This is a genomic window from Roseovarius sp. EL26, assembly GCF_900327775.1.
Lineage (GTDB): Bacteria > Pseudomonadota > Alphaproteobacteria > Rhodobacterales > Rhodobacteraceae > Roseovarius.
In genome coordinates, this window is the sequence record NZ_OUMZ01000007.1 from 1192270 (window position 1) to 1209651 (window position 17382).

The window sequence follows — 17382 nt, forward strand, 5'->3', positions numbered from 1 at the left end:
TCCTTAAGCAAAGGCGGCGTCCGCCTCAATCAGTTTTCCAACTATATGTCCAGGTTGCGACCTTTGAATTACGCGCGACCGAGAAACTCTCGGCGTCACCAAGGTATTTAAAGCCACAATTCGTCAGCACACGTGCCGAGGCCGCGTTGTCTTGAAAGACAGCAGCGAAGATGTTTTTGCTTTCTTGCGGGTTGGCCTTGAGCAAAGCCTCGACCGCAGCAGATGCCACACCAGTGTTCCAATAGGCCGGGGCCACCCAATAACCTACCTCAGACTGGTCATGTTCCAAACGGACCAAGCTGATGACACCCATGACCTCATCGCCGCCGGATTTGCTGCCATCCATGGCCCAGAAATCCTCGAATCGGCCATCGGCCTGCGCCCGTGCAATCATCGCCTCAATTGTGCCCGGTGGTAATGGATGCGGCACAGAGCTGGTATTCAGTGCCACGCGGGGATCGCTAAGGTTCATCGTGATCAATCCTGCATCTGACGCGCGCAATGGACGCAGATCGAACCGTGGTGTCTCAATCAAAGCCTGATTTGTAATTCTTTCCAGTAACATGCGTGCTCTCCTCTATCCCGCCTGATCCTGGCTACATCTGATTTGGAACCTCAGGGCGTATCTTCAAGCCTCATATTCCTGATCTGTAACGTAATCATTAAATTTTGATCGCAATTGACCGTCAAAAACGAAAAAGGATCGGCTGCTTGCCGATCCTTTAATGTTTGCAAAACCTTAAGGTCGGATTACTCAGCGGCCTCCGCCACTGGGAGAACCGAAATAAAGGTGCGGCCTTTGAAGCCCTTGTGGAACTTTACAGCGCCCTCGGAAACAGCAAAGATTGTGTGGTCTTTACCTTGACCTACACCCTCGCCTGGCCAGAACTTATTACCGCGCTGACGCACGATGATATTGCCTGGGTTAACCTCTTGGCCACCGTAGAGTTTTACGCCAAGGCGGCGACCAGCAGAGTCGCGACCGTTACGTGATGAACCGCCAGCTTTCTTATGTGCCATCTTGTCTCTCCTTAGCCTTTAGTCAATTCTTTGGCCTGTTCGATCCAGCCTTCACGCTCGATACGGCCTTTGAACGACAGTTTCTCGTCAAAATCAGCTACGTCTGCGTCAGACCATGCTGCGATTTGAGCAAAAGATGTCACGCCAGCGGCGAGCAGCTTTTTCTCAAGCGCCGGGCCAACACCTGAAAGTTTTTTCAGATCATCTGCGCCAGCAGGTACTTCAGCTTTCGCTTCCGCTTTTTTCGCAGGGGCTTTCTTGGCCGCAGGCTTCTTTGCAGGAGCCGCTGCTTCAATCGCTGCAGGCGCTGAACCCGCACCCAAAGCTGCTTTCACACCAGACTTGTCCGCACCTTTGGCGAGGATGTCTGTGACACGCAGCAGTGTCAGCTGTTGGCGGTGGCCTTTGGTCCGCTTGGAGCTGTGCTTACGACGACGTTTGACAAAGTGAATCACTTTGTCGCCTTTGATCTGATCAACGACTTCAGCCTGAACCGCTGCGCCATCAACAAATGGTGCACCAACAACAGGGGCATCGCCACCCAGCATCAGAATCTCATTAAACTGGACTTTTTCTCCAGCATCAGCAGCCAGCTTTTCAACCCGGAGAACGTCACCAGATTGAACTTTGTATTGCTTGCCACCGGTTTTCAGAACCGCGAACATTGCGTCTTTCCTTTTCGTTTTCGCATTCTACGGCTCCCTCTTCAGGGTATTCTTGGCCCATTGGGCCGCCTCGAACAGCGTGCTACTTTGAAGCATAATACGTAAATCCGGACGAGAGTATCCCGCCAAGATGCGCGCTTATCCGGGGAAAGGCGCCCAAAGTCAAGGCTGAATTGACCGCAATGCGCTTATAACGGCTCACTTTGCATATGCTGCGCCACAGCCTGTCCCAGAAGGTATGAAATCTCATCATACATCTGGTCGAAAGCCGCAAACATCGCACGATTCAGCGTTTTCCCCGCCTCTGTCTGGTAAAACTCTATATAGGTTTGCAACTCACCTTGCTCCAGGGGCTGATACGACATCAGTAAAAATGCGTTGATCCACTCCTTAGTATCCTTTCGAATGCCATCTTCCTGCGCCCAGACGTCGGCCAACATATCGGATTCGCTCATGTCCAGCGCACCGCCCTCGGCCAGGCCACGATAAAACATAAAATTGGCATTGAGCCCGCCCATAACATTCAGCTCGATCAGATCGCTGTCTTCGATGATGGTGGCGATCTGGCCAATCAGCACATCTTCGTCGTCTTTGCGCTCAAGGTACTGCTCAATCGCTCGATCCTCGACGTGGTCTTCCAGAAACGACCGCCGTGCGGTCAGTTCCAACGTTGCAATCTCGGCCCCCAGCTCCGAGGTAAAGAAGGCCACAGCTGTCGCAAGGTCAAGATCTCCGACTTCCGCCTTGAAATGCGCCGCGATCAGCGTGTTCATCTTGTCGACATCATAGATCCGATTGACCTGTTGTTGCCAACTGTCCAGATTAGCGCCTCCCAGCATTTCAACAGCAATCTCTGCCCCGTATTTCTGCCCCTCTTCACGCATGATCTCGGCGGTTTCATAAAACCGCAACGCTTCTATCAACTGAGTAATCTCATCATCCTCGGCCGCTTGCGCGGGGGTAAAGAGCAGTAACGCCACTGTCGCCACTCTTGTGAGGGACAAAGGTTTAATCAGCGGCTTTGCCAGCCTCATCCAAGATGAATTCGGGTGCAAAACTGTAAAAATCACGAAAAGCCTCTCGTTTGATGACAGAGACAAGCTAATGACTTTTTGACGGCAAACAATGCGAAACCCCTTGTGCGACCCGTAAAAGGCAACTAAACGCCCGCCCCCCTCCTCGGAGAGATGCCGGAATGGCTGAACGGAGCGGTATCGGAAACCGGCATGGTTAGTTTGTTTTCAACGCATAAATTTGTAAATATTTTCGAAACCTTTACCGAACGTATCGTGAAATTTTAAAACCACAGCCCCCTGTCTTAGGAGGGCTGCACTATAGGGTCTGTACGGCATGAGAACGCGGTTTGTTCATGATTTGGGCTGGGTTCAAGGCGATTGAATAGCCGCAATCAAGGGCGAAACGTTGGCCAACATGCGAATATCAGTGATGCAGCCCGATCATGACCTTATGATTTCCTGCTAAACCCGAAATTGCAACCCGTTCGGATCATTACGGGTGCGTTTGTGATGGGGCTGCCGGAGCGTGATTTACTCGTTTCGAGAAGCACAGATCCTGATCGAACAGTGGAGGAAACACTACAACACTAAACGTCCATACAGTGCTTTGGGCTATCGCCCACCGGCTGCGGAAACCATAGTGCCGATGGAAATCAGGCAATCATGCACTAACATTTAAACTGGACCACTTAGGTTGGACTGATCAGCGGGTTCCCCCGTAAATGACATCTATTCAGCACTCGACCAACATATCCTCTCATTGTTGACGCGAGAGGTCATAATGAGTGGACAAATTTCGTGACTGGGTTTGAAATATTTAGACGGGCATTTATGCGTCACATCCACAAGCCATCCCGGCACCATCCACAGGGCAAGAAAGTTAGGCTCCTAGTGCCCTGCGGGGCGACACTGTCGCCCCGCAAGCTTATTGCCAGAGAGCATCAACCATAGCGATATGGACGGCCAGCTTTTTGCATGTCTGCGTTATATTGCTTGAAGATCTCAACAACCTTCGCCTTAGTCTCAGACTCGGCTGCAATCTCATCCCAGAAGGTGGTTGCCGCCGCTTCAACCTGCGCCCATTCTTCATCTGGAATGGTGGTCAGCTGCATTTTATCTCCATTGACACGCAGGCTGGCCTCGCCACCCCAATACCACCACTGACGATAGTAGTGTGATTGATCACAGCACACTTTGAACAGTGTTTGCAGGTCTTCCGGCAGCTCATTCCAACGATCCATATTTGCAAAGAATGAACCAGCCCAAGCCCCCGAAATGTTGTTGGTTAGGAAGTAGTTAGTCACATCAGCCCAGCCCACTGTGTAGTCTTCTGTGATGCCCGACCACGCGATGCCATCCAACTCGCCGGTTTGCACAGCCACTTCGATGTCTTCCCACGGCAGTGTCACTGGCACGACACCGAATTGACTCAGGAAACGACCAGCTGTCGGGAATGTAAACACGCGCTTACCCTTGAGGTCCTCTAACGAGTTGATCGGATCTTTGGTAGCAAAGTGGCATGGATCCCATGCACCCGCGCTGATGTGTTTGACACCAACGGCAGAGTATTCCTGATCCCAAATCTCGTTCAAGCCGTACTGGTTAAACAACACTGGCACATCAAGACTGTAGCGTGAAGCAAATGGGAAATATCCGCCAAAGACAGTCACATCCGTTGGCGATGCCATCGAATCATCATCTGACTGAACCGCATCAATCGTGCCTTTCTGCATCGCCCGGAACAGCTCTCCAGTTGGGACCAGCTGATCAGCATAGAACAGTTCGATCTGCATCCGGTCACCGGCGATTTTATTGAACATATCAATCGCAGGCTTGATCACGTGCTCACCCAATGCTGGGCCCGCATAGGTTTGCATCCGCCAGGTAATTGTGCTTTGCGCCAATGCTGGTGTCGCCAGCGGGGCCGCCGCTGCGCCCATCGCAGCGCTGGTGATAAACTTACGTCTAGTTGTCGTCATGGTCCTAGTCTCCTTGTCTTAAATGGTTGGTTTCTTTGCGAAACTCTTTTTAGGTTATTTTTGATAAACATATTCAGGCAGCCAAAGCGCGATCTGCGGGAAGAGCATGATCAACGTCAATGCTAAGACCATCACCCCGACAAACGGAATGATAGAAACATAGATGTCGCGCAACGAAATCTCAGGCGGGGCCATCGCGCGCATTAGAAATAGATTATAGCCAAACGGCGGCGTCATATAGGCGATCTGCGTAGTGATTGTGTATAGCACGCCATACCAGATCAGATCAAAGCCCAGTGCGCCAACCAACGGCACGTAAAGCGGCGCCACAATGACCAGCATCGCCGTGTCATCCAGAAACGTGCCCATCAAGATAAAGCTAAGCTGCATCAAGATCAGTATCATGATCGGGCTCAGGCCCAATTGTTCGGTAAACAGGTTTTCAATCGCGCTTACCGCGCCCAAGCCGTCAAAAACTGCGCCAAATCCCAGCGCCGCCAGAATGATCCACATGAACATGCAGGTAATGCCCAGCGTCTGACGAACAGAGGTTTCAAATACATTCCACGTCATCCGTCGTTTCAGAACCGCGGCAAAGAATGCAGTCAATGCGCCAATGGCCGAACTTTCCACCAAAGATGTCCAGCCATTCACAAACGGCACCATCATCGCAGCAAAAATCAACAGGGGTAATAGACCCGCCCCCAGCAACCTGATCTTTTCTGCGCGGGGAACATTTCCTGCGTCAGGCAAGGCTGGCCCCAGTTCAGGCTGAATGCGGCAACGGATCCAAATATAAAGCACAAACATCGCAGCCATCATCAAGCCCGGTACAACCCCAGCCAGCCACAATTGCCCAACGGGCTGGCGCGCAATCATCGCATATAGCACCAGAACCACCGACGGCGGCACCAAGATACCAAGACTGGACCCCGCTTGAATCACTCCGGTCACCATGCGCTTATCGTAATTGCGCCTCAGCAACTCTGGCAGAGCAATCGTCGCTCCGATAGCCATGCCAGCAACACTCAAGCCGTTCATCGCCGAAATCAACACCATCAAGCCGATTGTACCCATGGCCAACCCGCCGTTCACATTACCGAACCAGACATGGAACATGCGATAAAGGTCATCCGCCAGCCGACTTTCCGACAGAACATAACCCATGAAAATAAACATCGGCAGCGTCAGTAGCGGATACCATTTCATCAACTTCATTGCTGCTGCAAACGGAATGTCTGATCCACCTGTGCCCCACAAGGCCATCGCAGCGATGGCCGCAATGGCACCAATAGCACCAAATACCCGCTGACCACTCAGCAGCATCAACATCATCGTCGAAAACATGAACAGCGCGATGTGTTCCTGGCTCATACCCGTGTCTCCGCGATATCATGCCCAGCAAGCCGTGCCATGTCTTTGAAAAATTCAGAAATGGCTTGTAGCAGCATCAAGAAGATGCCTGTCACCATGATTAACTTGGCAGGCCAAATATAAGGCCGCCACGCAGTCGAGGAACGCTCTAATCGGCCAATCTCTTCACTGCCTGTCAATAGGCCCGCGAAAAACGAATATGGCTCATCTCCCCAGTAACCAAAGGAATACGCCAACGATCCAAGCCCACCGTAAAACAGCATGTAGAGATAGTAGATCAGGAAAAAGACAGTAAAGGCGTCTACCACAGCCTTACGTCGTGTACTCCATCCGCCATAGAACAAGTCCATACGCACATTCGATCCCATTTGGATCGCGTAAGGGCCACCCAACATGAAATAGGCGACCATAGCAAACTGTGCTATTTCGAGCGTCCAGAGTGACGGTAGAAAGAACGTCTTGGAAATCGAAGACCACAACAAGACCGCCATCATGGCAAACAGGCCATACATAGTAACCCTGCCAATGCGCCGATTGATTGCATCCACCACTTGGACATATCCCAGCATCACACCAATCATAGCTACAACCTGCCCTCACATTTCGTCAAAGCGCGCTGAATCCACGTGGCTAGCATGTTCGCCATTTGTGACTGTTTCATCCCCGTTGTGATCAGATCATTGCGGATTTCCAACATGACTGACGGCAGGTCATTCGTCGCACCGTGCAAGTCAAGCGTATGCGCCACTCCGTCAGTGGCACTATATGGTTCGTTCATCAGCGTCAGATAAGGCGAACCGATAGGCTGCGTTTCCATCATCGCCTCGGCAAAGATCGCATCGTCCCCATGCAGGATGCCAATTTCAACATCACGTCTTTGCCCCCGGTAAACCGGTGTGAAACTATGGACAGTCACCATTACTCGTAGTGATCTCTGGCGAGCTGCAATTTCCCCAGCTAAAACCGCATAAAAAGGCTTGTATACCAGATCAATCCTTTGCTGCCGTTGCTCTGGTGTTAGATTCACATTCCCAGGAATGTTATAGATCTCACTTTGCGCTGGAATGGCATCTCCCGCTTCCGGAGGGCGATTGCAATCATAAACCAAACGCGAAATTTCGCCCCTAACAATCGGTGCCGCAAACACCGTTGCTAGGTGCTGCGCCACGCCCAACGCCCCCGGGTCCCATGCTACGTGACTTTGCAAGACTTCCGCTTCCAACCCTAGACCATCCAGACATACAGGAATATGATTAGAGGCATGTTCACAAACTATAAGCACGTCCGCATCCGCCGGTGCAGGCAGAACAAGGGCTGGCGGCCCGTAGGTGGAATCACACAGTGGAGTCATCATTTGTAACACGTTTTACAAAAAACTTTTACCTGTCAATAAATTTACTGAAACTTCTTTGTCGCAGCATTTAATTTTGTAATATACTGTACAAATATCAGCAAACTGTGGAAATCACATGTCAATCGCCGAAAAAATCCAAACCAACACCAAAGCCATGACCCGCTCTGAGATCCAACTGGCGGATAGTATTTTGGGTGACTACCCAATCTCTGGCTTGGGCAGTATGACCGAGATCGCTGAAAAGGCCGGTGTATCCACCCCGACCGTTTTGCGTATGGTAAGAAAGCTCGGTTTCAAAGGATTTCCCGACTTTCAGTCGAGCCTGCGCAAAGAGCTGGGTGAGGTTATTTCAAACCCTATTGCCAAACGCGATGCCTGGAAGAATGAATTGCCAGAACAGCACATCGTCAATCGCTATTCCCGCGCTTCTCAGGAAAATCAGCGTGCCACGTTGGAACATCTGGATATCGAAGCCTTTGACGCCGTCTGCAACCTGGTCTCTGATCCGAACCGGCGTATTTACATTGCAGGTGGGCGCATATCTCACACTATTGCACAGTATCTCTATCTACACCTACAAATGATCCGCGCCGAGGTTCGCCTGATCCCGGCCAGCTCTGCTTGGGCCCATGATTTGTTAGATATTAAGGAAGATGACCTTCTGATTACCTTTGATGTCCGCCGCTATCAAAATGACACGTTGCTTGTGGCGCAAATGGCACAGCAACGCGGGGCCAGCGTGGCCTTGTTCACCGATCAATGGCGCTCCCCTATCCACCGCTTTGCACAATACAGCTTTGGCGCACGCATTGCTGTGCCCTCGGCATGGGATTCGTGTCAGTCTCTGTTGCTTTTGGTCGAATGCGTCATCGCCGCTGTGCAAGAAGCAACCTGGGAGTCGGTAAAAGAACGCACTGACGCGCTAGAATCCGTATTCGACGATACAAAATTGTTTAGAAAATTCACCTGACCACAGCAATATGTGCCTAGCCGTTAGAGTCGCCTTTATACGGCAGATGTAGGACACATCAGGGGTTAACGGCGGTGGTATCAGGCGAATTCTAACCAGTCTCAAAAAGACACACAACTCCCTGTTCTTAGGCCGCGAAAAGTTGGTTCCACTCGGTGTTCGCGGCGGATCGTAGTGTCTTTAATCTGGCGCGGTTGGTTTTGTTTCTTTCCACATTGAAGTGGTTGTAAATTGAGGCGTGGGCGGAGGCGAAATTCTGCAAACTGGCATGGCTGCGGAATTTCTGCATCACACGTTTCGCCAGCCTGTCCTTGCATTGGCACAGGGAATGGCAGCAAAGGTATCGTGGAAAATTGCGTACAGGTTGTACAGGTTGTACGCGGGTTTGGTACGCAAAGGAGGGGCGCGCGGACGGAGTGGTGATGCAAGGCTAAGGGGCGGCCATCAGGGTGAGCGAATGACGTGAAATTCCATGGCACCCAAAAGCGGTGGGCAAATATTACCCACCCTACGGCTCGCTGACATCAATGCCGCGCTCGGCCAGCATATCCTCGCATTGTCGTAACGACAGGCCATAGTGAATGCGTAACTTCACAGCGAAACGGATGACATCACGGCTGGATTTGAAATATTTAAACGGGCATTTACTGGTCATAATCGCAAGCTACCCTGCCCTATCCCAGGGGCAAGCAAATTAGTCTGACAATGCCTTATACTTGTTCATCTAACATCTTACCAAAATTGTTATCTACGACTTTACTATAGTTGAGCGCCTGAAATGCGTAAAATGTAATTTCATCGCAACTAAATCGGTAGTTAAACCGTCCCATAGAAAATTCTATGTTTTTCTCATCAATAAAAATAATGCTGCTTTTCTTAACCTGATCAGAGGTATTTCTAACGATAGATGCGGTTATTGGCTGAAAAAAAGATCGAACCTGATGCAATCTTTACCCTTTTTATTGAGATTCAAAGGAGGTTGTTCGTAACGTTCGTACACGACCGCGAGAACCTGATCAGGGTAAATCTTCAGTTCTGCGATCGTTTGGGTTCCTTGTCGGTCCTCTCCTAAAATGGAAATGATACGTTTGTGTAATGCCTTGTGATTTCTCCACATCTATTCACCTATAAACCTGATCCATCAAAAGTGTAGTACCCCGAAACATCTGAAATACTTGAAGTTTGATGTTTACCATTAGTTTCGCCGTGATATCGCTCAATATTGAAATGCGGCTGGCTCGCGGGTTTCCCCGAATAAGCTGGATGGCCAACACTATGTTCCTTGACTACGATTTGACCATATTTAGGGTGATCATAGACATAGTTTCTAGTCTCTATCAACTGTCCTTGCCCACCCAATTGATTTTGTCGCCGCGCTGTCCCCAAAAATCCAGAGGGCCATTATGAACGGCACCCAGCCTGCCGATCTCACAACCCGTATGCTGATCAAAATGAAGCTCCCTCTTGATTGGGCGGCACATGAGAGGATGCTGGGCGTTTAAGCGCTCAAGGTTTCACACTCACTTTCTCGGGCAATCAGGACTTGGGCTATCAATATTGCGTCCAATCTGGGCCGCGCCTATTTTAGCGCTTCCTCGCAAATTCCCTGTTTTGAATATCGCAGCAATGCGCAAAACCCGTTGTAAAACAACACACACCATCTCGCCGCATATTTCCACGTTTAAAAAAACCGCGAAATTCCCTGTAAAAATAGTCCACGCGAACCAAATCACCCGCAATGGAACCTCCAAAGCAGGCCAACTGAGACGGATGCGGAAATATGAGAGATACGGTCGGATCACGGGCGTCTACGCAGCAAAGCGTTGCATCTAAGCGACCGTTATATAAAGGTAAATTACGCCAACCACAGAGAGGCAGAATACTGCAGGGGTTAGTGGCGGAGCGACAGGGATTCGAACCCTGGAGACGGTCTCCCGCCTACACACTTTCCAGGCGTGCGCCTTCGACCACTCGGCCACCGCTCCGTGGCGCCGGTGGTACTGTATAAAGCTTGGGAAAGGCAAGGTGATTTCAGTACCATGGGAAAGTTTTTTGCGCCAAAGGCTTTGCGCGCGCAATTTTGGTTATTTTCACAGGCGCAAGACCTCTACCCGATGGTCGAACGGGGCTTAACGGCCGCCGTCACCACCTCCGCCGCCTCCGTCTCCGCCAGCATCAGCATCACCATCAAGGTCAGACTGTGACACGTAGCTGGTCGCCTGTGTGGTATTGTCGGCACTGGCGGTCTGTTGCGCCCCTGGCTTCGACCCAGCGCTCAATGCACTAGACTGATCAGAACTGCGCACCCAGATATCGCGCTGTGGGAATGGGATCTCAATACCTTCCGCAGCAAAGCGGCGGGCGATTTCGTGATTCATGTCGGATTTGACATTCAGGACCCAGTTCACATCACGCAAGATCGCTCGGATCTCAAAATTCAGCGAACTGTCATCAAACCCCTGAAACACCACATAGGGTGCGGGATCAGCCAAAACCATCGGATGAGCCTCGCCGATTTCCAGCAAGATCTTTTCGATCCGACGCGTGTCATTGCCGTAGGCTACGCCTACCGGCACGATCACCCGGCCAATGGTATTGCCACGGGTGTAGTTGGTGACGGTGCCACTGACCAGATCTGAGTTCGGTACGATTACGTCAAAGCGGTCAAACGTTTCAATCCGAGTGGCACGCACGCTGATGTCACGCACGTATCCCATGTTGCCACCAACTTCGATCCAGTCGCCCTCAGATATAGGGCGTTCAATCAAAAGGATGATACCAGACACAAAATTCGATACGATAGTCTGAAGGCCAAAACCGATCCCGACAGACAGCGCCCCGGCGACAATGGCGATTGAGCTAAGATTGATACCTGCCGAAACAATTGCGGCCAAAGCCGCGAAAAAGATCCCGACATAGCCCATACCGGAAACGATCGCGCTTTGCCCGCCGATATCGAGCCGGGTTTTGGGCAGGACTGTGGTTTTCAACGCCCCCTGAATAAGACGTGTCGCAATATATCCGATAGCAAACACAATAATCAGCGTGAAAAAGGCCGTGGGCGAAACTCGGGTTTCACCTAATGTGACGCCCTCGCTGAGTTTGCTCCACAATTCGGTCAACGTAGCCCAGCGAGCGCCCCAACCCAAGGCAAGAACCGGGAGTGTCAAAAGTGCAAGACAGAAGTTTATCACCACCAAGATCAGCGAATCCGAGGCGCTGCTGCGCCCGCCCGTTAGCATCACATAGATCTGCCCAACCAGCCGCTGCACCACCAGCAACGCACCTAAGATTTGCAGCGAAAGTAACGTTGGTAGCAACAATCCCTGTGCCGCAGCGAAATAGCCGATACCGCCCAGTATAGGCGGCGCAATTGCCAGCGCCATAATCGCCCGCGCAGAGAGGTTTGACAGCCGTGCCCGATAGCTGGTTTCACCGCATTCATTGTCACGAAGACGGCTGTGAATCAGCACTAGCTGTCCCAGTTTGAACAAGAGTAGGCCCGCCATCACAATCAGCGGGTAAAGAACCACATTGGTTGTGGCTGCAGTCCATCCACCGATTTGAGCAACATCCATCAAGAAAAGGTAAAGACCGGCGATCGCGCCCAGAAAATCACCACACCTGCGTCCGGTTTTCCGCTGGGTTGAGGTCAATCGCAGAATAGGTTCACTCTGCTCGCGCGGGGAAAACACTCGCAGTGTCAGCCAGCGCGCAAAAAGATACACCGCCATCGAAGGTATAACTGCGCGCAACATAAAGTCGCCGTGCAGCCCAACCAGACCGCTGATATAGACACCCTGTATCAGGATATAAACGCCAGTCAGTGGCAGCGCCATACTGCTCAGGGATACGGCAAAACCAAGGGCCCGACGAGCCGCTATGGGGGTTGTGCCCAGAACACGGTCTGTCAGGGTTTGCCCCCACCCGCGACCACGCGTCAATAACAGTAAACCAATCAGCGCCAGAACGATGGCGACCGGCGTAAATCCAAGGGTATCCTCGATCTGTTTGGGATGACGCAAAGCAGTCACCACCTCAGACCGGACGGTTGCGAGCGTCGCGCCAATCTCGCGCAGGGTGGCTTCCCAGTGGATCGGGTTTAGCGGGGATGGCCCTAACGTAAGGAACTCTTGCTTGCGTCGCTCTCTGATCAGGTCATCAATCCCGCTGATCATCCCATCTGCCCGGCGAAATGCCAATTCTGCCGTTTTAACCGGGGCCTCCAATTCTGACAGGCGCAGATTCAGCGTTTGTCGTTGATGCGCCGTTTCAGCATCTTCATTGCCATCTTCAGGTGCCGGACCCAGCGCAGAGATTTGATCGCGTACAATCGCGATGGCATTACTGTTGATTGATCCGTCAGCACGAAACTCATCGCGCCAAACCGCCATTTCATCGCGCAGCTCTTCAAATGCTGCTGTCGATATCTTTTCAGCCTCAATCGCCTGCTCTGCAATGCCCGCCGCTTTTTGCCACGCCTGATAATCTGGCGTCGTTACATCATCCTGCGCCCAAGCCATACCGCCAAGGCTTAGCCCCAGCAGCAGGCAGAAGATCGATAGCAGGCGTGTCACGGAATGGATCACTCGATGAACACTCCGGGGATGGATTCAGGTGCCTGCGACAACCAACTTGGGACAGGCAGTTTTTTCTCGCGCAGGAATTCAGGATTGAACATCTTGGATTGATACCGTGTACCGTAATCACACAGCATGGTTACAATCGTATGTCCCGGGCCCATTTCACGTGCCATGCGCATGGCACCGGCGATGTTAATGCCTGATGATCCACCAAGGCACAGGCCCTCGTGTTCCAGTAGGTCATAGACCACTGGCAGCGCCTCTTCATCCGGGATCTGAAACAACATATCTGGTGTAAAGCCCTCGAGGTTGGCAGTGACCCGCCCCTGCCCGATACCTTCGGTGATCGAACTGCCCTCTGACGCGGCCTTGCCATCGCGATAGATCGTGTACATGCCTGACCCCATAGGATCAGCAAGCGCCGCCTTGACGCCTTTGGGCTGCAACGCTTCGCCAACCCCGGCCAACGTACCACCAGACCCGATGGCACTAACAAAGCCGTCAACCTTACCACCGGTCTGGTTCCAAATTTCTGGGCCAGTGGTTTCAATATGTGCCTGACGGTTCGCAACGTTGTCGAACTGATTGGCCCAAATCGCACCGTTTTCCTCAGTCTCGGCCAGTTTTTCAGCCAAACGCCCGGAATAGCGTACATAATTGTTGGGGTTGCTGTAAGGCGCGGCGGGCACCTGCACCAATTCAGCCCCGGCCAACCGGATCATGTCCTTCTTTTCCTGACTTTGGGTTTCTGGGATGACAATCACGGTTTTAAACCCAAGTGAGGCCCCGACTAGCGCCAAGCCGATACCAGTATTGCCAGCGGTGCCTTCAACAATTGTGCCGCCCGGACGCAAATCGCCACGTGCAATGGCATCTCGGATGATGAACAGCGCGGCACGGTCTTTGACCGATTGACCAGGGTTCATAAATTCAGCTTTACCAAGGATCTCACAACCTGTGGCTTCGCTGGCCCGGTGCAACCGGATAAGAGGGGTATTGCCGATGGCGGCGGCCAGATCCTTGTGTACTTGCATTCCGCGTGCTCCTTAGAAAAATGCCCCCAAGATGTAGGGCTTGCGCGCGGGGAACTCAAGCAGCGGATCGCAACCTTTCACGCTCACGCGCGAGCCACAGCAAAGAAAGGACTAAAGGACCGTTATCTGCCTCGCCCGTGGTCAAAAGATCCATGGCCGCTTCAAAGGGTAGAACATGGGTACGAATGTCTTCGTGCTCAGTCTCTAGACCGCCCTGCCCAGTATTTAGATCAGGCAGATCACAAACACCTAAAAAGAGGTGGAAATATTCGGTCGAACACCCCGGAGAACAATAGTGACTGGAGATCTTTTCCAGCGCTATAAGCTTCAAGCCTGCCTCTTCCTCGCATTCACGGCTCGCGGTAGCCTCGGGCGTTTCCCCCGGATCAACCCGGCCTGCGACTGGCTCCAGCATCCAGGGCCGAATATCGCCGCGCCCATAAGGTCCCATGCGAAACTGCTCGACCAGTAGCACACGATCCTTCACCGGATCATAGGGCAGAACAATTGCCGCATCCGTAGCTACAAAAACCTCACGCCGGACCACCGGGCTTTGCCCGCCAGAAAACGTCGGATGACGAAGCTGGAAATCGCGCGTAACAAAAAACCCCGCATGCGGGCTGTCTTGTTGCACAACTTCAATTTGGTCGTATTGCATCAGGCTGCGCAAATTTGCAGGCACACCTTTTGAGGCCTCAACCCGGGCATGGGCCCGTGATAAGATCATCTGCAACCCGGCATTGACTGCGTTCGCAGATCTGCGCTCATGGTAGGCCATGATTTCCTGCGTGACCTCCAGCGCAATTGCACCCCATGTCACGGACCAGCCATGAGGCGAATTACTCGCTTCCTGATGTGGTTGATACTTGTCACGCCAAAAGGTGGTCACCTTGCCGTCCTGCGTTTGCAGAGGATATACCCCTAAACAGGCCGCAAAATATGTCAGGCGTTCAATCTCGATCTCGTTCTCGGGTGTGAACAAGATGCCATCCACTTTGCCGCCATCTTTGGCAACAAGACATGGGAAACAGGCCGGGTCGTCGATAAGTGCCGTGTTTTCAAAGGATGACGTCTCGACATCCACTGCACAATCACGCCCCAACACAATCCGCAACAATGGATCATAGGCCATTGCTTTATATAGAAAATATCGCATACTACCAGCGCCGCGCGCACCATTCACCGATCAAGCCGATTAAGAAAGATGCCCCCAGCAGAAAGCCGATCAATGGTATGTATAAGGCCTGCAAACCGTAATCTATGCCAATCTCAAACACAGCTATCAATGCTTCAACCGGACCGTCATAGCGGCGCTCCAGCGCCAGTTTGAGCATCTCATTGAAGCTTTGCAGGAACAGTGCCCAGAACACCAATGCCCCCATGCCAGTCAGCCCGGCACTGATCCCTTCGGGATAGCCACGTCCTAGGCGAGATCCGGTCACAACCCAACCACAGATCAGTCCCAGCACGACATTGACCTCATTGAACCAACCAAAATCCGTCCCCTCAGTCATTAACGGTCTGATCATTTGCGACGCATGCCAACCTACTGCAGCAAAGCATACTCCTACAACCAGTCGGGCCCCGGTGGGCATATGATCGGTCAACGGCATCTTTATCGTCCCAATTGTTGCGTCTTGAGCTTGCAAATCGCTCAGGGTCGCCCTGTTTCACAAGAGCATCCTTTGTTCAATAAAAACAGCGCGGGATAACGGCCACAGAGCGGCATCAATATGGCAATTGAACTCTCAGAGCACATCATCCAGCGCGTTTATCAACTGATCAACTTCAGCTTTGGTGGTGTAATGCACGAAACTCAACCGCAAGACCCCCCGCTCCATATCGATCCCCATCGACTGCAACGGACGTGAGCCGTAGAAATCACCGCCTCCCGCCATGATTCCATGGCGCGAAAGGTCCTGCGCTGCCTCGACCCCCGGTCGGTTAAGGGCAACAGCAACGGTTGGGGCTTTTGCTGCAGCAAGGTCGGGCCCGATCAGACGAACAGAGTTTCGATCTTTCAAGGCATCCAGAAGTGGTTGAAGCAATTGTGTTTCATGTGTCCGCATCAAATCGTGCACCCCGCGACAACGCGCCGGTCCGTCACCCGTGATGCCATGATGGCTGGCCAGCGCATCGTAGTAGTCCACCATACCGGCACAGGCAGCGACTTGTGCGTGATCAGGTCCCGCTGGAGTGAACTTTTTGTAGAGCGTATCGCCATTGAACCAATGGCCCTGATTGGGCAACAGGCTGCCCAATTCGCGACGGATCACCATCACACCCTGATGTGGACCAAAGGTTTTATATGCTGAAAACAAATAGATATCGGGACCCAAGCCTCCGATATCAGGAAACCCATGCGGCGCATAGCTAACGCCATCAACACAGACAAAGGCCCCGGCAGCATGGGCTGCCGATGTAATTTCGACAATCGGGTTGATCGCACCCACGATATTGGAGCAATGCGGAAAACAGACAAGACGCACGTTTTCATCCAGTAGGTTTTCAAGATCTTGCAGCTCTAGCAAGCCAGACTCTGGGTTTATCTTCCATTCGCGAATTTCAATGCCGTCATCTGCCAGCCGACGCCATGGGCCAGAATTGGCCTCGTGATCCTGATCGGTAACGATAATTGCCTGCCCCTTTGTCATCCACTGGCGAAAAGCCTGCGCCAAAACATAGGTGTTCTGTGTGGTTGATGGCCCAAAGCTAACTTCGTCCGTCGCCACACCAAAAAGCGCGGCTAAACGACTACGGGCTTCGTCCATTTCCTCCCCTGCAAGGCGAGAGGCTTCATAAGGTGCATAGGGTTGGACTTTGCGTTGTCTATAGTAGCGATCTAAACGCTCAATAACCGGCGCACAGGTGTATGACCCGCCCGCATTTTCAAAAAACGCCTGACCTTGAAGGGTTGGCTCAGCAAACGAGGGGAATTGTGCCCTTACAAATTCAACATCCAGATTATTCATACTTCCCTCATCAAAAAAGCCCCGAAGCATTCGCCTCGGAGCTTTTGTAGCGGTCGCCCTGATTAAAGGGCAACCAGATTTATCGTATTTTATTCAGCTGGCGCACCAGATGCTTCATCATGTTTTTCACGCATCCCGCCGCGGATCAACGCTTTGACTATAGAGGCCCCCATCAATGCCATCACAACCGAAAATGGCAACGCGCCAATAATCATCGCGGTATTGATCGCACCAAGGCCGCCAGCAAGCAGCAGGCCACCAATCACCAGAGCAAGGATCGTACCCCAGGTGACGATGTGAACACGATCCTTGGGGCTTTCGTCAGTGGGACACCAGCTCAAGGTCGGAAACAAGTCCTGTAACGCCGCCCGTGGCGCACCTTATTACCCGCCGAGAAATTATCTCTATTTTTCCC

General features: G+C 52.1%; 16 protein-coding genes, 1 tRNA gene and 2 pseudogenes. 2 read left to right on the forward strand and 17 right to left on the reverse strand.

Translation table 11 applies throughout. The features are described 5' to 3' along the window. Positions 1–25: 25 nt before the first annotated feature. The 4 genes from D9A02_RS13685 to D9A02_RS13700 all read right to left on the reverse strand — a co-directional run bounded on the left by D9A02_RS13685 (position 26) and on the right by D9A02_RS13700 (position 2665). Positions 26–565, reverse strand: coding sequence for a GNAT family N-acetyltransferase (locus D9A02_RS13685; RefSeq protein WP_120501485.1), 540 nt, complete (start codon positions 563–565; stop codon positions 26–28). Between the two features lie 185 nt (positions 566–750). Next, positions 751–1020: a 50S ribosomal protein L27 gene (gene rpmA, locus D9A02_RS13690; protein WP_120501486.1), complete on the reverse strand. Its 270-nt coding sequence runs from the start codon at positions 1018–1020 to the stop codon at positions 751–753. Between the two features lie 11 nt (positions 1021–1031). Further along, positions 1032–1685, reverse strand: coding sequence for a 50S ribosomal protein L21 (locus D9A02_RS13695; RefSeq protein WP_120501487.1), 654 nt, complete (start codon positions 1683–1685; stop codon positions 1032–1034). 188 nt (positions 1686–1873) lie between these two features. Further along, entirely contained in the window at positions 1874–2665 is a 792-nt protein-coding gene (locus D9A02_RS13700) for a DUF2059 domain-containing protein (protein ID WP_162933073.1), read from the reverse strand. Positions 2666–3227: 562 nt separating this feature from the next. On the opposite strand from D9A02_RS13700, the pseudogene D9A02_RS13705 reads away from it, so the two are divergent. Beyond that, a pseudogene (locus D9A02_RS13705) lies at positions 3228–3380 on the forward strand (integrase core domain-containing protein); the annotation flags it as partial. 262 nt (positions 3381–3642) lie between these two features. Here the strand turns inward: D9A02_RS13705 and D9A02_RS13710 are convergent. From D9A02_RS13710 to D9A02_RS13725, 4 genes are read right to left on the reverse strand one after another with little or no spacing between them, the layout of a single operon-like run. Beyond that, a complete protein-coding gene (locus tag D9A02_RS13710) occupies positions 3643–4680 on the reverse strand; it encodes a TRAP transporter substrate-binding protein (protein ID WP_120501489.1) in 1038 nt (345 codons plus the stop codon). Positions 4681–4734: 54 nt separating this feature from the next. After that, complete coding sequence (locus D9A02_RS13715) at positions 4735–6054, reverse strand: TRAP transporter large permease subunit (protein ID WP_120501490.1); 1320 nt, start codon at positions 6052–6054, stop codon at positions 4735–4737. Further along, a complete protein-coding gene (locus tag D9A02_RS13720; protein ID WP_120501491.1) occupies positions 6051–6635 on the reverse strand; it encodes a TRAP transporter small permease subunit in 585 nt (194 codons plus the stop codon). Before D9A02_RS13720 ends, D9A02_RS13715 begins: the two co-directional genes overlap by 4 nt. Before the next feature lie 2 nt (positions 6636–6637). Beyond that, on the reverse strand, positions 6638–7408 hold the full coding sequence (locus D9A02_RS13725) for an N-formylglutamate amidohydrolase (protein WP_120501492.1): 771 nt from the start codon (positions 7406–7408) through the stop codon (positions 6638–6640). Positions 7409–7523: 115 nt separating this feature from the next. Between D9A02_RS13725 and D9A02_RS13730 the strand changes: the two genes are divergently transcribed. Next, entirely contained in the window at positions 7524–8378 is an 855-nt protein-coding gene (locus tag D9A02_RS13730; protein ID WP_120501493.1) for a MurR/RpiR family transcriptional regulator, read from the forward strand. A 508-nt stretch (positions 8379–8886) separates the two neighbouring features. Here the strand turns inward: D9A02_RS13730 and D9A02_RS19250 are convergent. The 9 genes and pseudogenes from D9A02_RS19250 to D9A02_RS13780 all read right to left on the reverse strand — a co-directional run. After that, positions 8887–9033 carry a hypothetical protein gene (locus D9A02_RS19250; protein WP_162933074.1) on the reverse strand — a complete coding sequence of 49 codons (147 nt, stop codon included), beginning with the start codon at positions 9031–9033 and terminating at the stop codon, positions 8887–8889. A gap of 470 nt (positions 9034–9503) precedes the next feature. Continuing rightward, positions 9504–9764, reverse strand: coding sequence for an HNH/endonuclease VII fold putative polymorphic toxin (locus tag D9A02_RS19590; protein ID WP_120501496.1), 261 nt, complete (start codon positions 9762–9764; stop codon positions 9504–9506). 509 nt (positions 9765–10273) lie between these two features. Continuing rightward, positions 10274–10363, reverse strand: a tRNA-Ser gene (locus D9A02_RS13750). A 144-nt stretch (positions 10364–10507) separates the two neighbouring features. Beyond that, positions 10508–12955, reverse strand: coding sequence for a DUF3772 domain-containing protein (locus D9A02_RS13755; protein WP_254054635.1), 2448 nt, complete (start codon positions 12953–12955; stop codon positions 10508–10510). Between the two features lie 8 nt (positions 12956–12963). Continuing rightward, positions 12964–13995: a cysteine synthase A gene (locus tag D9A02_RS13760; protein ID WP_120501497.1), complete on the reverse strand. Its 1032-nt coding sequence runs from the start codon at positions 13993–13995 to the stop codon at positions 12964–12966. Between the two features lie 55 nt (positions 13996–14050). Beyond that, a complete protein-coding gene (locus D9A02_RS13765; protein WP_120501498.1) occupies positions 14051–15151 on the reverse strand; it encodes an NUDIX domain-containing protein in 1101 nt (366 codons plus the stop codon). A 1-nt stretch (position 15152) separates the two neighbouring features. Next, positions 15153–15608: a TrgA family protein gene (locus D9A02_RS13770; RefSeq protein WP_120501499.1), complete on the reverse strand. Its 456-nt coding sequence runs from the start codon at positions 15606–15608 to the stop codon at positions 15153–15155. A gap of 135 nt (positions 15609–15743) precedes the next feature. After that, complete coding sequence (locus D9A02_RS13775) at positions 15744–16967, reverse strand: aminotransferase class V-fold PLP-dependent enzyme (protein WP_120501500.1); 1224 nt, start codon at positions 16965–16967, stop codon at positions 15744–15746. 89 nt (positions 16968–17056) lie between these two features. Beyond that, positions 17057–17290 (reverse strand): annotated as a pseudogene (locus D9A02_RS13780) (BCCT family transporter); the annotation flags it as partial. Positions 17291–17382: the final 92 nt, after the last annotated feature.

Excerpts from the sequence above, each read along its gene's own strand:
- D9A02_RS13775 (WP_120501500.1), bottom strand. The coding sequence starts at position 16,967 with ATGAATAATCTGGATGTTGAATTTGTAAGGGCACAATTCCCCTCGTTT.
- D9A02_RS13685 (WP_120501485.1), bottom strand. The coding sequence starts at position 565 with ATGTTACTGGAAAGAATTACAAATCAGGCTTTGATTGAGACACCACGG.
- D9A02_RS13770 (WP_120501499.1), bottom strand. The coding sequence starts at position 15,608 with ATGCCGTTGACCGATCATATGCCCACCGGGGCCCGACTGGTTGTAGGA.
- D9A02_RS13725 (WP_120501492.1), bottom strand. The coding sequence starts at position 7,408 with ATGATGACTCCACTGTGTGATTCCACCTACGGGCCGCCAGCCCTTGTT.
- D9A02_RS13760 (WP_120501497.1), bottom strand. The coding sequence starts at position 13,995 with ATGCAAGTACACAAGGATCTGGCCGCCGCCATCGGCAATACCCCTCTT.
- D9A02_RS13730 (WP_120501493.1), top strand. The coding sequence starts at position 7,524 with ATGTCAATCGCCGAAAAAATCCAAACCAACACCAAAGCCATGACCCGC.
- D9A02_RS19250 (WP_162933074.1), bottom strand. The coding sequence starts at position 9,033 with ATGACCAGTAAATGCCCGTTTAAATATTTCAAATCCAGCCGTGATGTC.
- rpmA (WP_120501486.1), bottom strand. The coding sequence starts at position 1,020 with ATGGCACATAAGAAAGCTGGCGGTTCATCACGTAACGGTCGCGACTCT.
- D9A02_RS13710 (WP_120501489.1), bottom strand. The coding sequence starts at position 4,680 with ATGACGACAACTAGACGTAAGTTTATCACCAGCGCTGCGATGGGCGCA.
- D9A02_RS13695 (WP_120501487.1), bottom strand. The coding sequence starts at position 1,685 with ATGTTCGCGGTTCTGAAAACCGGTGGCAAGCAATACAAAGTTCAATCT.
- D9A02_RS13765 (WP_120501498.1), bottom strand. The coding sequence starts at position 15,151 with ATGCGATATTTTCTATATAAAGCAATGGCCTATGATCCATTGTTGCGG.
- D9A02_RS13715 (WP_120501490.1), bottom strand. The coding sequence starts at position 6,054 with ATGAGCCAGGAACACATCGCGCTGTTCATGTTTTCGACGATGATGTTG.
- D9A02_RS13720 (WP_120501491.1), bottom strand. The coding sequence starts at position 6,635 with ATGATTGGTGTGATGCTGGGATATGTCCAAGTGGTGGATGCAATCAAT.